Here is a 15,689-nt window from a genome sequence, read left to right on the forward strand (position 1 = left end):
GAGACAGCGCTGGAGGCATTGTCGCCGTACGACGTCATTACTTTAGCACCTCGCCATGAAAGTGTGAACACGCGGGGTCACCGGAGGTGAACTTCCCCCCGTTCCTCACAAAAATTCGGCTATGCCTTGACGATGACGACGATGAGCGTACGGGGCCCGTGGACTCCTTCGACGCGGTTGAGTTCGATATCAGACGTCGCCGATGGTCCAGAAATCAGTGTGATGGGCATCTCAGGATCCAGTCGCTCGACTGCTTCTGGAACGCCATACACAATCGATTCCTCACGCACGATACACACATGGCAGTCCGGCACCAAGGTCAGGGCGCGTCGACCATTGGTCGCCGAACTATCGAGATAGATCGTTCCTGTCTGCGCTGATGACACATGAGACTCGGTAATAATGGCATCGAAACGACCAAGGGCGTGCGGGTCCGTGGACCGATCATCTTTTTCGATAACCGCTGACACCGAAGAATATATCGATTCATCGAGACCTTCAGCGACACCAATAAGGGAGAAACCACGGTGTTCCGAGATCTCCGCCACAGTGGAGGGGAGGTCAGATTCCTCCACGATATGAACATCGGCCTTGTAATCAAGGAGTCGATCCTCGAGGAGCTCGACCAATTCTTGTGTGTTGCGCGTTCGGCCCATTCCATAATCTCGAGGAATGGGATAAGGCTGTGGAGAAACACCCGCTAGCCTGTTGGCGTTCCGGATTCTCCCTAGGATCTCATCTTTGGCAGATGCCGACTGCGACTCCATGGCTATGCTCCTTCCGTCGTCGACTCGGATACAGGGTGTGAACGGTGATCACCCGGATGAGACTTTCCGCAGTGGGTACTGTTATTTGGGAGTCCCTCGTGTCGTGCGGCAGCCAGTGTTTTCTTCCCATCCTCAGATGCGAACCACGCGCGGAATGACTGGGTAGGAGGAACGGCGGTGTCGCGGACATTGGACCACCCCGAGAGGAACCCTGGGAGAGAGGTAATTTTCCCGTGAGGCCAGCCGAGAGCGCGGCCAAGTACAGCGGCACGGGCGGCGAAATTCCAAATCTGCTTGTTGCCGAATACCAAGCCCATGCCACTCATTATCATGCCTTCGAACTTCGGTCGATGATGCTCGATTTTTTGGTGGCGCAGCTCGAGTAGAGCCGAGGGAATGTCGATTTCTACCGGACACACATCGAAACAGGCTCCGCACAGTGACGATGCATACGGCAGCGACGAGTTTGGATCATCGGAGGATTCCATCCCAGCAAGCTGCGGGGTGAGGATAGCTCCAATAGGCCCCGGGTATGTCGAGCCATAGGCATGACCACCAGCTCGTTCATACACCGGGCAAACGTTCAAACACGCAGAACAGCGAATACATTTCAACGCCTCGCGCCCGATCGCATTAGCCAGCGCGTGGGTGCGCCCATTGTCGATAAGAACAACGTGGATGTTTGTCGGCCCGTCGCCCTCTGTCGTCCCTGACCACAGGCTGGTGTACGGATTCATGCGTTCACCCGTTGACGAGCGGGGGAGGAGCTGTAAGAACACCTCGAGATCTTTAAACGTCGGGAGTAACTTTTCAATACCCATGACGGAAATTAACGTCTCGGGCAACGTCAAGCACATCCGCCCATTACCCTCAGATTCCACGATGGACACTGTGCCAGTTTCTGCGATCCCAAAATTCACTCCGGAGATCGCCACTTTCGCATCCATAAACTGCTTCCGGAGGAACACGCGGGATGCTTCGGCCAGGTCGGCAGGGTTGTCTGTGAGGCTCTCGTCGGTATGCGGCATCTCTTTGATGAAGATATCGCGGATCTCAGCGCGGTTTCGGTGAATAGCCGGAACCACAATGTGCGACGGGCGGTCGCGGCCAAGCTGCACAATAAGCTCGGCCAAGTCTGTCTCGCGGGCCTGGATCCCGGCGTCTTTCAAGGCATCATTGAGACCAATTTCCATGGTGGCCATGGACTTAATCTTGACGACTTTGTCCTCACCAGTCTTTTTCACTAAGTCAGTGATGATGGTATTGGCTTCTTTGGCATCCCGCGCCCAGTGCACGTGGCCACCGCGGGCCACAACAGCCTTTTCAAACTGTTCCAGAAGTTCAGGCATCCGTGCCATGACATCTCGTTTAATGGCGGAGCCTGCACGGCGGAGTGCTTGCCAGTCATCGATTTCATTGACGACTCGGGCCCGCTTGTCGCGGATGGTGTGCGTCGCCATTCGAAGATTGTGGCGCTGGACGGAATTTTTTAAATCGTGGCGGGCGGCGTGCGGGAACTGTTGGGTGCCACGAAGGTTGCCAACCCCTGCAGGAGCGGTAGGTGGCATCGTCGGCATGCCAAGGCTGATGGTCACAGCATTGCCTCCTTGGAATAGAACGCACCGTCGGGTGTCCAGGGGTGTTCTTCGGTGGATGCAAGAATTTCGGCGAGATGGAGCGCCCGGACACCAGATCGTTGACGGGACAAGCTACCGCCGATATTCATTAAGCAACTGGGATCGCCTGCGGTGACATATTCCGCGCCGGTCGAGACAACGTTGCGAACTTTGTCGCCCACCATCGCTGCCGACGTATCCGCATTTTTCACCGAGAATGTTCCACCGAATCCGCAGCATTCCTCAGCGCCGGGTAGGCGGACAAGATCCAAGCTCTTGACCTCGTTGAGGAGTTGGTACGGGCGGTCGCCAATTTTCAGCATGCGCAACGAATGGCATGTGGAGTGGTAGGTGACCCGGTGGGGGAAATAGGCGCCAAGATTGGTGATGCCTTCAACATCGACCACAAACTCAGCGAGATCCAAGGTTTTGGGTGCCGTTTTTTTCACCCCATCAACAAGGGCTTGATCTCCGTAGCGTTCGGCCACCATCTGATGTTGGTGGCGGACGGCTCCGGTGCACGAGCCTGATGGTGCGATGACGTAGTCGATGGACGAATCTGAGAACGCGTCAACGTAATCACGGATTTGTGGGATTGTTTCTCTTTGGTAGCCGGTGTTGACATGCATCTGTCCGCAGCATGTTTGGCCTTCGGGGAATACCACGTCGTGTCCAAGGCGGGACAGGATCACTGCGGTCGCTTTGGAGGCGTCAGGAAATAGGGCGTCCCCGATACATGTGGAAAAAAGTGCGATACGCACAAGCCCTCCTCAGGGTTAAGGTCGTCGCTGTTAGTGTAAGACGACGCATGGTGTTCCACAGATATGGCTCCGGCGTATCGATGCTGGTAAAAGAGTTGAAAAGGATATGAAAACCGTGTGGCACCGTGGTGTGGTGATGTATTGTCGCAGTGCATAGTTGTTCGCTGAGTGTGAATGCGTATTAACGCAATACCAACGTTTCGGAAATACAATCAGAGAATTACCCCCATTTGGGGCTAATGTGAGGGTGGTCACCGCCCCGCCCGCCTCGCATGACGACGCACTGACACCCGACAGCACCTACCGAATAGAGAGCGACACAGGACAACCGCCAAGCGCTAAGCAGGACAACAAGCTGCCGTAGACTGAGAGCTTATGACGCCCGACGACTTGTCGACCTTCATCGCCGATTGTGCTGAATCCGCGTTGGCAGAGCACGGGAAAGATAGCTCAGCTCTCCCACCCACCGTAGTAATCGAACGTCCCCGCAACCCAGAACACGGTGACTACACGACAAACCTCGCATTGCAGATGGCCACCACCCTGGGAGAACCCCCACGAGACGTGGCAGGCTGGGTAGCCGACAAACTAGCTGCTGAACCCGCCATCCAGACCGTGGACGTCGCAGGTTCAGGATTCGTCAATATCCGCATCGATGCTGCGGCGCAGGGCGACGTCGTCGGACATATCCTGGCTCACGGCCACCGCTACGGACGCGGCACAGAATTCAACGGCACAGAACTCACCCTCGAATTCAGATCAGCCAACCCCACGAGACCTATCCACCTGGACGACACACGACATATCGCCGTTGGCGACGCATTGGCCCGAATCCTCGCCTTCCGCGGAGCGCACCTTACCCGTGAATACTCCTTCAACGATCACGACACCCAGATCGACCGCTTCACCCAATCACTCGTCGCATCCGCCCTCGGCCAACCACCACCCAACGATGAATATAACGGCGCCTACATTCGTGACATCGCCACCTCAATCATTCATCGACACCCAGCAGCGACCACCCTTCCCGAAGCACAACGCCACGACATCTTCCGCCGGGAAGGACTCGCCCTCATGCGTACCCACATCACAACCACTCTCCACGAGTTCGGCACCGACTTTGACACCGTTATCCACGACAATTCACAAAACACAATCGACCACGGCCATCACCCCCGCATGTACATACGTGGGGCAGACCACCGAGACCCCACCGCAGCCACACAACCACAAGGCTACGACTCCACCCACGTTGAGATCATCCACGGGAACAGGGTGACCCTTATTCGCAACGGCAATGCCGTCACGACGTCAACACGGACCAAAACCACCGTTACCCTCGACGACCTCGTCGAATTCATCGGCGTTGACGCCGCCCGCTACGCACTGATCCGCACACCCGTGGACCAACCTCTGGACATCGACGTCAACCTCTGGGCGCGTCACACCACTGACAACCCGATTGTCCACGTCCAGCACGCGCATGCACGCTTATGCTCCCTAGCACGCCACGCTGATACCGCCGGCATCACAGCCACCAATCCCAACTACGCGCTGCTGACCACCCGCCACGAAGGAACACTCATCCGCACCCTTGGCGAGTTCCCCTCAGTTGTCGAAAGTTCAGCTAGACGACGTGAACCACACCGAATCGCACGATATGTCGAAAAACTGGCAGCTACCTTTCACCGGTTCTACGGATCCGGCCACATCCTGCCCACAGCGTCCGAACCAACCGGTGATGACGCAGCCCCCCTTGTTCGCACACGCTTGGCACTTGCACAGGCAACCCGCCACACTATTACCAACGCTTGTCAACTCCTCGGTGTCACCGCACCAGAGCGTATGTAGGAGACCCCATGGATCTGCTCGGTAAAGGACCAGGCTTTGCACACCTGCACTCCCACGCCACCGTGCCCGAATTCTCCCTCGACGAATTCAACACACTGCCACCCCACGTGTGGCCACTGAACGCCCGACGTGACGACGACGGTCACGTGACCATCGCCGGCGTGCGACTCACCGACCTCACCGCGACATACGACACCCCCCTCATGGTCGTCGACGAGGACGACTTCCGTACACGATGCCGCACCATGGCCGACGCATTCGGCGGACCGGACCATGTCCACTACGCCTCAAAAGCCTTCTTAACTGTTGGTATCGCACAATGGGTCGCCAGCGAAGGCCTGTGTCTCGATGTTGCCTCCGACGGTGAACTAGAAGTAGCGCTCCGTGCCGGGTTCCCGCCACAGCGAATCACCCTCCACGGCAACAATAAGCTCGACGTCACTCTCACCACAGCGGTCAACGCTGGCGTTCGGCACATTGTGATCGACTCCCGCCATGAGATTGATCGACTCGCCCGCATCGCTCGCGACGCCGGCGTTCGTCAAGAGGTCCTTATTCGGGTAACTCCCGGGGTTCACGCAGATACCCATGAATTCATTGCTACTTCCCACGAGGACCAAAAATTTGGCCTCTCCTTGGCGTCAGGAGCAGCCAAAGATGCAGCGCGTGCGGCCATCAGGAAGGATTCACTCGCCGTAGCTGGACTACACTGCCATGTCGGTTCGCAGGTGTTTGACGCCGATGGTTTTTCACTCGCGGCACAACGCCTACTCGGCTTGATGGCTGATCTTCATCATGAACTCGGCCGGTACGGCACACGCTGCGACGCAACTCGTCGTGACAACGACGGAGCAGACCAGCATGACACACCCACCACTGGGAGCCCATTAGGGGCAAGTGCAGGTGACAATATGAAAGATCCCCTCAATATTCTCGACCTCGGTGGTGGATACGGAATCGCCTATAGAGCTAGCGATGCCCCGCTCGATGTTCACTCGGTCGCCGCTGACCTCCGCACCCGTGTTGCCACTGCGGCTCGCGAGCGGCATTTTGATCCCCCAACAGTGATGGTCGAACCAGGTCGCGCCATTGTTGGCCCATCGACCGTCACCGTTTACACCGTGGGCACCCGCAAGGACGTTCCCACTGACGAACGTTCTATCCGGCGCTACCTTTCGGTCGACGGGGGAATGTCCGACAATATCCGCCCTGCACTCTATAACGCACACTACGATGCCCGAGTGACTAACCGCGTTGTCCACGGCAATCCCATACCGACGCGACTTGTGGGGTCACACTGCGAATCGGGTGATATTCTCGTCGATCATGGGGTCTACCCCGACGACATCGACGTCGGTGACAACATCGCTCTGGCCGGCACCGGTGCGTACTGCTACTCCATGGCCTCGCGTTACAACATGTTCCGCCGCCCCGCCGTCATCGCTGTTCGAGATGGTCAGGCGCGTGTGATGGTCCGCCGGGAAACGATTGATGATCTCCTTGCTCTTGACCAAGACTGCCCATAGGTCCGGTCTACAACCGAGCCTCCGATCATCGACACGTGATGACATCATACTGGCCAGAATTTGTCGAAAAATGTCAGGACACCAGCCGAAACAGTAGTTATAGTATCTTTCATACAACTCCCGCTTCCGACTTACGAGGAATAGATAACATGACCCAACACGCTGCATATAACACCGGGAAAGGCGCCGGAGAAACAGTCGGCGTAGCCCTATTAGGGTTCGGTACGGTTGGTCAGGCTGCGTATAGGTTGATGAATGACTACTCGGATGAATTTACCGAACGAGCGGGAGGGCCATTAGAAATCCGCGGAGTGGCTGTTTCTGATCTATCACGCCCGCGTGAGGGCGTTGCCCCAGAACTTCTCACCGATGACGCACTGAGTTTAGCTCTTCGTGACGATGTCGACCTCGTTGTTGAGGTCATCGGCGGTATCGACCTCCCGCGTCACATTGTTCTCGCGGCACTGAAAGCGGGTAAATCCGTCGTCACCGCGAACAAAGCCTTAGTAGCAGCTCACGCCGACGAACTAGCGGCTGCAGCCGATGCATCGGGAGCGGATTTATTCTTCGAAGCAGCAGTTGCTGCTGCAATCCCCGTTGTTGGCCCCTTACGGCGCTCGTTGGCTGGAGACCGCATCCATCGTGTCATGGGTATTGTTAACGGCACAACCAACTTCATCCTCGACGCCATGGATGACTCCGGCGCGTCCTACGACGAGATGCTCGCCGAAGCGACCCGCCTGGGATACGCAGAGGCCGACCCCACCGCCGACGTCGACGGATATGACGCTGCTTCCAAAGCCGCAATCCTCGCATCCATCGCCTTCCACACACGCGTCTCCGCCGCGGACGTCTACCGTGATGGCATCCGGGAAATCACTGCTGCCGACATTGAGTCGGCCAAAGCTGTCGGATGCACCATCAAACTACTCGCCCTGTGCGAACGACTCACCGATGGGGGCGGAAACGAATCCGTCTCCGCCCGCGTCTACCCAGCGTTGGTACCTCGTAGTCACCCACTAGCCAGCGTCTCGCAATCCTTTAACGCTGTCTTCGTTGAGGCTGAAGCCGCGGGTCGACTCATGTTCTATGGGAATGGGGCTGGGGGCAACCCCACCGCGTCCGCCGTCCTAGGCGACGTAATTGGGGCTTCACGAAACATTGTTCTGGGGGGTCGCGCGCCGGGAGAATCTGTGTACGCATCATTGCCCATCGCACCATTTGGTTCCATCGACACTCGGTACCACGTCGTCATGCACGTCAAAGACCAAGTCGGTGTCCTTGCCGATGTTGCCAAATGCTTCTCCAACCACGGCATTTCGCTCAAGACTGTCCGACAAGAAGGCAGCGAGAATGGTGCTCGGCTGGTCGTTGTCACACATGTGGCGAAGGAAGCTGACCTGGAACAGACAGTGGCCGACGTCTCATCACTGGACGCTGTGCGATCCGTTGATCGCGTCTTACGTATGGAGGGAGATGACTAAGTGTCATATGACATCCCGGTGGGGCGCTCAGTTACCGTCCGCGTTCCCGCGTCGTCAGCAAACCTAGGGCCAGGTTTCGACACCCTTGGTTTAGCTGTGGGGCTATATGACACTGTGACAGCTGAGGTCACCGAATCAGGCCTGAGCGTCGACGTGCAGGGTGAAGGTGCTGGCACAGTTCCCCTCGATGGAACGCACTTAGTGGTCCGGGCGATTCGTGAAGGGCTCCGAGCGGCTCACGTTGATGTTTCTGGCCTGGCTGTCTCGTGTGAAAACTCCATTCCCCAATCGCGGGGGTTAGGATCGTCGGCAGCAGCCGTTGCAGCGGGGGTCTGTGCGGCTAACGCTCTCGCGGATCACTCTCTGAGCGTCGAGCAGGTCGTCCAATTAGTGAGTGCATTTGAAGGCCACCCGGATAACGCTGCGGCGTCAGTTCTTGGTGGGGCGGTGGTGTCGTGGACAGATACGCCCGTCGATGGAGAAACTGCACCCCAGTATCATGCGATCGGTCTTGAGGTGCACCCCGACATTCGCGCCACCGCATTTATTCCGGATTTTACTGCGTCGACCAACGCTGTCCGCAGAGTCCTTCCCAGTGATGTGAGCCACGTTGATGCCAGGTTTAATGTATCCCGTACGGCGGTGATGACCGTCGCATTGCGTACGAACCCAGAGCTGTTGTGGGAGGGAACACGCGATCGTCTCCACCAGCCGTACCGTGCTGATGCGCTGCCCGTGTCTGCGGAGTGGGTCAATCGGCTGCGTAACCGTGGCTATGCGGCGTATCTCTCGGGTGCGGGGCCCACTGTCATGGTGCTCTCGACGGACGACCTACCCAGTGAGGTTATCGACACCGCCACCCGTGAGGGGCTCCGCGTTCTCACCCTTCCGATCGCTGGAGCGGTTGTTACCACGCGCCAGGAATTCGGGTAAAGCTCTAGGCGCGTGCGTCGACGCCCCGGTCAGTGGCTATCGCTGTAGCTATCGCCGCTGCGGCGGGGTCCCTGTAAGGAGATCACATTGAGTTGACCATCGGCAAGATGTTGGCGAAGATCCTTTTTGTCATATTTGTCGACGCTGGTTTTGTCGATAGCATCGACGAAGGCCCAATATTCTGGGATCATCCAGCCGGGGATAACACCGCGAAGGCGCGTGCGAAGTCGCTCAGCAGTTGCTGCTGTTCGCTCGATTCCGTCAGCAAGAACTGTGACGGCCAGGGGCCTCTCGCCCCAGGTGTCATCGGGATAACCAATCACAGCGCACTCGAGAACCGGGGGAGCGTCGACCACGAAGTTTTCTAGTTCGGCAGAGTAAATCCATTCGCCCCCGGATCGGATGACATCGCGTATCCGGTCATTCACGGTCAAGAAACCATCACGGTTAATAGAGCCGACATCTCCTGTGCGGAACCAGCCATCGTCAGTGAAGCGGTTATCGGCGTGTTCAATGGGCTTCCCGCGGAAATGGGAGGTAGAGCCCTTCTCTTCACCGGCTGGTGGTCGGAAATAGGAGCCCGTTATCCAATTGCCGCGAACCTGAATTTCGCCTTGGTTCCTGTCATGGCCTTCCAAAATGTGGCCAGCATCGTCGGCGACGCGGAAGCTGATCGACGCGGGGAAACGTCCTTGAGATTCGCGATATAGGTTGCGTGTTTCTCCACTTAGCCCTGCTTGGGGACGTGCCACAGTTCCGACGGGTGAGGTTTCCGTCATGCCCCAGCACTGGATGACATCCACGCCGAACTTCTCCTCCCACACCCTGATTAACACCGGTGGAACTGGGGCTCCGCCAGCAAAGATCTCTCGCAGGCTCATGCGTTGTGGTGGATCCTGAAAGTAGTGGGCTACTAGCGAGACCCACAATGCTGGAACTCCGTGGGCCACTCGTGGCATCGATGTGGAGATGATGTGTGCCAAGCGGGGAGCTGCGACATCGTCACCAGGAAAGATGAGAGGGGCCCCCGCCATCCACGCAGCTAAGGGGACGCCCCAGCTCAACACGTGGTAGATGGGCACACAGCAGAGGAATGAGCCACCGTTGGTGATGGCAAAAGAATCCACGCCGAGCAAGGATTGCGAGTGCAAGTACATGGAGCGATGGGAATAGGCGACTCCCTTGGGCGCGCCCTCGGTCCCGGTGGAAAAGCATAGTGCGGCCGCGGTGTCTTCAGGGAGGGTAGGCCATGGAAATTCTGTGGATTGACCGTCGATAAAGGCTTCGTAATCGATCACGGAGGATGGGGATGGTGCCCGGTGAGCACACTCCGTTACCGCGGCAGCTCGGTGTGAGGCGGATCCGGAAGCGATGATGATGTAGGTGACCCCTGGACAGTGAGGGATCAGACTCGCAAGGCGTGGTGCGTTGCGGGGTGATACGACGATGACTTTGAGATCTGCATAATTAATGATGTGAATGATTTGGTCATCGGAGAGATGTGAGTTTAATGGACTAAAAACTGCCCCCATACATGACGACGCGAAAAATACTTCCATGTGCTCTGCGCAGTTATTCATCATGGTCCCGATGCGTTGATCAGCGTCAATTCCGCACAGTGAGTGGAGTGCGTGGGCGCAGGCGGCAGCGCGACCGGCGAGTGCTGAGAACGTGATGGTCTCTGGCCCATTGTCGCTCCAGCTCGTCACTTCTGTATCGCCAAAGACCCGGGCCCCATAGGTGAAAATCTGTGTGACAGAGAGAGGCACGTCCATCATCGTCGACTTCATATCGTTAACTTTAAGCCAGAGAGTGCTCGTATACAGGTGAAGGGGGAGTTGCGTGCCGGTGCGGCGACTTTCTCAGGAAAGTGGTACGGTAATGGACGATTCCTTTGGTTGTAGTTTTCGGACTGCTCATCGGTTCTTGTATTCGCCACTAGGAAATGAAGCTAGCACTATCGTGACGCTGGCTTTCGGACTAGTACATGTGGTGGCTCCAGGGGATTACTCATCCACCCTGAATGCACTACCGGTGACCGAACGCTACAAAGAATCCTTCATTTCGTAATCGCGCGTATTGTCGCGAGTCTGCGTCGCCCATTGATGGGCACTAGCAAGCACATGTTCATGTAGCGCTGTGTGAGCACACTGCGGTGAGGAAATCTTATTGCGGTGGTCGTTCAGACAAACCACAGTGGTTGCTATGGACACGGTGAAGCGGGCGCGTTCGAAATGACGCACATTCCGTTGACAAGCTGCACCATCGGACTTTCATCATGGTCGTGTGTGAACAACACCATCGTGAGGCCACCGACGGTAGAGCGATGACGCAGCGTCGCGATAAGGACAACACCACAGGGCTAACCCTCCACCGCGTGACTACATGCGCCTACTGACAACCACTGATAATTGTCTGTGGAGGGGCTGGCAACGAAAGGACATCCGTGACTGATACGGACACAAACAACTTGGCCGCCATGCGCATCCCAGAATTAAAGGCGCTTGCTGCCAACAAGGGGATTCGAGGGCTCTCAGGACTGCGTAAGGGGGATATTATCGCAGCGATTCAGGCAGCAGATTCTGGCCAGCCGCACTCTCGTCCTCGTCGATCCACTAGAGCTGCAGGCGAGCCGACTTCTGAGTCGCGCCGTGCCGACTCCCAGGAATCACCAGCGCGTGACAAGGTGGGGGAGAATAATACCCCCGACCATGGTGATAGCCGGGATTATCATGCGAATGAGCATGATGCTGATCAGAATAGTGACAATGGCCACGAGAACACCGACTCTGATGATTCCCAGCATCATGGCTATAAGTCACGGTCTCAGGCTCGTCGTGCACGCCGGCATCGGGCGCGTCACCACAATCGTTCGAACGATGGTGACGACAGGCACACCTCATCTCATGAATCGTCCAGTGATTCTCATGGTAGTTCTGCCCACCATGATGAGGACCGGCGTGATCATGAGAATAGTGACGATAGTCGTCGGGGTAGCGATGACCGCAATGATCGCGATACGCGGAATGATCGGGATAACCGGGGTGATCGCGGGGGCCGTAACAGTCGTGGCGATCGGGATAACCGGGGTGATCGCGGGGGCCGTAACAGTCGTGGCGATCGGAATAACCGGGGCAACCGTCGAAATCGCCGTAACCGGGATAATCGTGACAGTCAGAATCCCAACCAGCTTCATGAAGGTGAGTCCTTCCAGCCGGTAGCAGGCATTCTTGATGTGGTTGATAACAACACAGCATTCATTCGTACCTCGGGTTACCAGTCCGGCCCGAATGATGTGTATGTATCGATGAACATGGTTCGTTCCCAGGGGATGCGTCGTGGCGATGCGGTGACGGGGCAGATCAAGGTTCGCGATGATGGATCTAATCGCCAGCAACAGCATGGTCGCGGGCGTAACCGTCAGAAATTTGCTCCTTTGGCCCGGGTCGACACGGTGAATGGGATGACCCCAGAGGAAGCGAAGGCTCGTCCGGAATTCTCCAAGCTTACTCCGCTTTATCCGAACCAGCGTTTGCGGTTGGAAACTGAGCAGAAGAAGCTGACAACTCGTGTGATCGACCTCATTATGCCGATTGGTAAAGGGCAGCGCGCGCTGATTGTGTCTCCTCCGAAGGCTGGTAAGACCACTATTCTTCAGGATATCGCCAACGCTATTACCGCCAACAATCAAGAGTGTTACCTCATGGTTGTTCTTGTTGACGAGCGTCCCGAGGAAGTGACGGACATGCAGCGGTCGGTCAATGGCGAGGTTATCGCGTCAACGTTCGACCGTCCGCCGAGTGAGCACACTACTGTTGCCGAACTGGCGATTGAGCGTGCGAAGCGCCTTGTTGAGGCTGGCCAGGATGTTGTCGTCTTGTTGGATTCGATTACGCGTTTGGGGCGTGCTTATAACAACTCGTCCCCGGCGTCTGGCCGTATTCTTTCTGGTGGTGTCGATTCCAACGCGCTCTACCCGCCGAAGCGTTTCCTGGGTGCGGCCCGCAATATCGAGAATGGTGGATCGCTGACGATTATTGCGACAGCAATGGTGGAAACTGGTTCCGCGGGTGACACTGTCATTTTTGAGGAATTCAAGGGCACCGGTAACGCTGAGCTCAAGCTGGATCGGAAGATCTCTGAGCGGCGCGTGTTCCCAGCTGTTGATGTCAATCCGTCAGGTACGCGTAAGGATGAATTGCTTCTTGCACCTGATGAAGCTCGCGTGATGCACAAGCTGCGGCGCATTCTGTCGGCTTTGGATCCTCAACAGGCGATTGACCTGTTGATCAAACAGTTGAGGAAAACGAAGAACAATGGTGAGTTCCTTATGCAGATAGCGTCATCGGCACCTATGAGTGTCGCCGATGATGAGGATTAATCAGCTGCTAGGAACGCGATATAGGCCAGGTGGGTTCTATGTTGCGCCCACGGTTGCTCCCTGAGGAGCGGTGCGGTGCGGCGGTGGTTCGGAGGAGCCGCCGCCATCGCGCTATATTCATGTAGTTACTGAATTCATGTAGGCAGTGGTGCGAGCATCACATCACGATTTCAAGGAGCACACTCGGTCATGGCGACGCATGTGTCAGCGGTCGACGACATTGTTTCGGAATATCAAGGACTCGAAGCTCAGTTAGCTGACCCTGATTTACATAACGACGCTGCTCGTGCTCGGAAGGTCGGTAAGCGGTTTTCGGAGTTGCAACCCATTATTCAGACGAATGATAAATTGCGGGCTGTGACGGAAGACCTTGAAGTCGCCGAGGACATGGCTCACGAGGACCAGGAGTTTGCTGCGGAGGCTGAACGGCTACGGAGTGAAAAAGAGGAACTTTCCGACAAATTAGCGGATCTTCTTGCGCCGAGGGACCCGCATGATGCTGATGACATCGTGATGGAAGTGAAATCTGGCGCTGGTGGTGAGGAAGCTGCCTTGTTTGCCGGCGAACTGGTACGTATGTATCACCGCTACGCAGATAAGCATGGATTCCTTATCGAGGTGTTAGACGAATCACCGACGGATCTTGGGGGCATCAAGGACATCACCATGTCTATCCGGTTGAAGAAGCCCTCCCGTGATGGCGCGTGGAGTGTTTTTAAGTTCGAGGGGGGCGTCCATCGTGTGCAACGTGTGCCGGTGACGGAATCCCAGGGGAGGATCCAAACGTCTGCGGCGGGTGTTCTGGTCTACCCAGAGCCCGACGAAGTCGAGGATGTCGACATCGATGACAAAGATATTCGCGTTGATGTTTACCGCTCGTCTGGAAAAGGTGGTCAAGGGGTGAATACCACCGACTCGGCTGTCCGTATTACACATTTGCCGACGGGCCTTGTTGTCACCTGTCAGAAAGAGCGAAGCCAAATCCAGAATAAGGCACGTGCTATGCAGGTGCTGGCTGCTCGATTGCAGCAGATAAAAGAAGAAGAAGCAGCGGCAGCTGCATCGGCTGATCGTGCTGCCCAGGTTCGGACGATGGACCGTTCGGAGCGCATCCGCACTTATAACTTCCCAGAAAATCGGGTTTCTGACCACCGGATTAATTACAAAGCGCATAACCTTGATCAAGTCCTCGATGGAGATCTTGACGATTTATTCTCTGCGTTGCAGGCTGCTGAGCGCGCTGAGCGTCTTGAGGCAGAATGACCTATCCTCGTACCTCTGTTCGGCAGATGATCCACAATGCCGGGGGGCGATTGCGTGCTGCGGGGGTGGACTCCCCACGTGTTGATGCAGAACTCCTGATGGCTCATGCGTTAACTCTTTACGCGAGGGAGGGGGAGGACCCGGTAACACGGTCGTCGTTGTTTTTCCGACGACAAGACCAGGTGGATCCTGCTGTCGCGACGGTTTTTGAATCGTATATTGCCCGTCGTGAACGGCGGGAACCGCTTCAACATATTATGGGGACAGTACGTTTCGCTGGTATTGACATCGAGGTCGGGCCGGGGGCGTTTATTCCCCGTCCTGAGACTGAGTTGATCGTGGAGTGGGCAGGGAAGGAACTCCGCCGCGCGATGAAGGCTGTGCCGGCGTACACCGTTGTTGATTTGTGCACGGGGCCCGGAACGTTGGCGTTGGGTATTGCTCATGCCGCGGGTAATGCCTTATTATCGCGTCATCGTACCATGATGCGGAGTGATTGCTCTGTATCGAATGAGGTGTCAGCGTTGCCTCATGTTCGAATTGTTGGTGTCGAGAAGAGCGCCGATGCATTGGAATTCGCCCGGCGTAATGTGGCTACTTTTATTGACGAGTGGCGTCGCGAGGCACGTGGTGCCGGGCTTTCTGAAGCAGATGCTGATTGCCTGTCCGTTGAGTTATGTCACGGTGACGTGACAGCTCCGAGCATATTGGCGGATATTCAACAGGTCTTGATATGCAATGACGCTAGAGCGCGTGGGGCGTCCTCGGCACGCGCAGACGATGGAATATGTGCGAATATGATTGTATCGAACCCGCCATATGTACCGGAGTCTACGGAGGTTTCGCCTGAGGTGGCGGCTGATCCTCATGAGGCCGTGTTTGCTGGTAAAGATGGAATGCTGGTCATCACCCCCATGGTGATGGTGGTGGAGGCTTTATCTTCGCAGGGAACGGTCGTGGCGATTGAACATGATGAAACGGCTGGGTCTATGACTGCACAATGCTTGGAGGATCATGGTTTCAGCAACCTCGAAATCCATAGAGACTTGGCGGGGCGCGATAGATTTGTGACCGGAACAGCGACGGACACTAAGAAAGCGTAAGAAC

Annotated in this window: 12 protein-coding genes; 8 read left to right on the forward strand and 4 right to left on the reverse strand. The window is 56.5% G+C overall.

Annotation, left to right across the window (positions count from 1 at the left end; all coding sequences use genetic code 11):
- Nucleotides 1–119 precede the first annotated feature (119 nt).
- Genes V5S80_RS01885 through V5S80_RS01895 form a run of 3 tightly spaced genes read right to left on the reverse strand, consistent with a single transcriptional unit; the run spans nt 120 to nt 3,144 of the window.
- Nucleotides 120–767: a lactate utilization protein C gene (locus V5S80_RS01885; protein WP_395169048.1), complete on the reverse strand. Its 648-nt coding sequence runs from the start codon at nt 765–767 to the stop codon at nt 120–122.
- A 2-nt stretch (nt 768–769) separates the two neighbouring features.
- Entirely contained in the window at nt 770–2,362 is a 1,593-nt protein-coding gene (locus V5S80_RS01890) for a LutB/LldF family L-lactate oxidation iron-sulfur protein (protein WP_395169049.1), read from the reverse strand.
- Nucleotides 2,359–3,144: a (Fe-S)-binding protein gene (locus tag V5S80_RS01895; protein ID WP_395169050.1), complete on the reverse strand. Its 786-nt coding sequence runs from the start codon at nt 3,142–3,144 to the stop codon at nt 2,359–2,361. Before V5S80_RS01895 ends, V5S80_RS01890 begins: the two co-directional genes overlap by 4 nt.
- A gap of 375 nt (nt 3,145–3,519) precedes the next feature.
- Between V5S80_RS01895 and V5S80_RS01900 the strand changes: the two genes are divergently transcribed.
- From V5S80_RS01900 to thrB, 4 genes are all read left to right on the forward strand, one after another.
- A complete protein-coding gene (locus V5S80_RS01900; protein WP_395169051.1) occupies nt 3,520–4,995 on the forward strand; it encodes a DALR anticodon-binding domain-containing protein in 1,476 nt (491 codons plus the stop codon).
- A gap of 8 nt (nt 4,996–5,003) precedes the next feature.
- Nucleotides 5,004–6,521: a diaminopimelate decarboxylase family protein gene (locus tag V5S80_RS01905; RefSeq protein ID WP_395169052.1), complete on the forward strand. Its 1,518-nt coding sequence runs from the start codon at nt 5,004–5,006 to the stop codon at nt 6,519–6,521.
- Nucleotides 6,522–6,670: 149 nt separating this feature from the next.
- Nucleotides 6,671–8,005 (forward strand): homoserine dehydrogenase, encoded by a 1,335-nt coding sequence (locus V5S80_RS01910; RefSeq protein ID WP_395169053.1) that lies wholly within the window; start codon nt 6,671–6,673, stop codon nt 8,003–8,005.
- Entirely contained in the window at nt 8,006–8,938 is a 933-nt protein-coding gene (thrB, locus tag V5S80_RS01915) for a homoserine kinase (RefSeq protein WP_395169054.1), read from the forward strand.
- A 29-nt stretch (nt 8,939–8,967) separates the two neighbouring features.
- On the opposite strand, the gene V5S80_RS01920 is transcribed toward thrB, so the two are convergent.
- Nucleotides 8,968–10,728, reverse strand: coding sequence for a long-chain fatty-acid--CoA ligase (locus V5S80_RS01920; protein ID WP_395169055.1), 1,761 nt, complete (start codon nt 10,726–10,728; stop codon nt 8,968–8,970).
- Between the two features lie 91 nt (nt 10,729–10,819).
- Here V5S80_RS01920 and V5S80_RS01925 point away from each other — a divergent pair, with 91 nt between their 5' ends.
- The 4 genes from V5S80_RS01925 to V5S80_RS01940 all read left to right on the forward strand — a co-directional run bounded on the left by V5S80_RS01925 (nt 10,820) and on the right by V5S80_RS01940 (nt 15,685).
- Entirely contained in the window at nt 10,820–11,008 is a 189-nt protein-coding gene (locus tag V5S80_RS01925; protein ID WP_395169056.1) for a hypothetical protein, read from the forward strand.
- 409 nt (nt 11,009–11,417) lie between these two features.
- Nucleotides 11,418–13,319, forward strand: a complete 1,902-nt coding sequence (gene rho / locus V5S80_RS01930) for a transcription termination factor Rho (protein ID WP_395169414.1) — start codon at nt 11,418–11,420, stop codon at nt 13,317–13,319.
- 189 nt (nt 13,320–13,508) lie between these two features.
- Nucleotides 13,509–14,582 carry a peptide chain release factor 1 gene (prfA, locus tag V5S80_RS01935; protein WP_395169057.1) on the forward strand — a complete coding sequence of 358 codons (1,074 nt, stop codon included), beginning with the start codon at nt 13,509–13,511 and terminating at the stop codon, nt 14,580–14,582.
- Nucleotides 14,579–15,685, forward strand: a complete 1,107-nt coding sequence (locus tag V5S80_RS01940) for a N5-glutamine methyltransferase family protein (protein WP_395169058.1) — start codon at nt 14,579–14,581, stop codon at nt 15,683–15,685. The genes prfA and V5S80_RS01940 overlap by 4 nt, the downstream gene beginning before the upstream one ends.
- Nucleotides 15,686–15,689 lie beyond the last annotated feature (4 nt).

This window comes from Corynebacterium sp. PCR 32 (assembly GCF_037464985.1).
Lineage (GTDB): Bacteria > Actinomycetota > Actinomycetes > Mycobacteriales > Mycobacteriaceae > Corynebacterium > Corynebacterium kroppenstedtii_D.

Excerpts from the sequence above, each read along its gene's own strand:
- V5S80_RS01885 (WP_395169048.1), bottom strand. The coding sequence starts at position 767 with ATGGAGTCGCAGTCGGCATCTGCCAAAGATGAGATCCTAGGGAGAATC.
- V5S80_RS01905 (WP_395169052.1), top strand. The coding sequence starts at position 5,004 with ATGGATCTGCTCGGTAAAGGACCAGGCTTTGCACACCTGCACTCCCAC.
- rho (WP_395169414.1), top strand. The coding sequence starts at position 11,418 with ATGCGCATCCCAGAATTAAAGGCGCTTGCTGCCAACAAGGGGATTCGA.
- V5S80_RS01910 (WP_395169053.1), top strand. The coding sequence starts at position 6,671 with ATGACCCAACACGCTGCATATAACACCGGGAAAGGCGCCGGAGAAACA.
- V5S80_RS01920 (WP_395169055.1), bottom strand. The coding sequence starts at position 10,728 with ATGAAGTCGACGATGATGGACGTGCCTCTCTCTGTCACACAGATTTTC.
- V5S80_RS01900 (WP_395169051.1), top strand. The coding sequence starts at position 3,520 with ATGACGCCCGACGACTTGTCGACCTTCATCGCCGATTGTGCTGAATCC.
- V5S80_RS01925 (WP_395169056.1), top strand. The coding sequence starts at position 10,820 with ATGGACGATTCCTTTGGTTGTAGTTTTCGGACTGCTCATCGGTTCTTG.
- V5S80_RS01940 (WP_395169058.1), top strand. The coding sequence starts at position 14,579 with ATGACCTATCCTCGTACCTCTGTTCGGCAGATGATCCACAATGCCGGG.
- prfA (WP_395169057.1), top strand. The coding sequence starts at position 13,509 with ATGGCGACGCATGTGTCAGCGGTCGACGACATTGTTTCGGAATATCAA.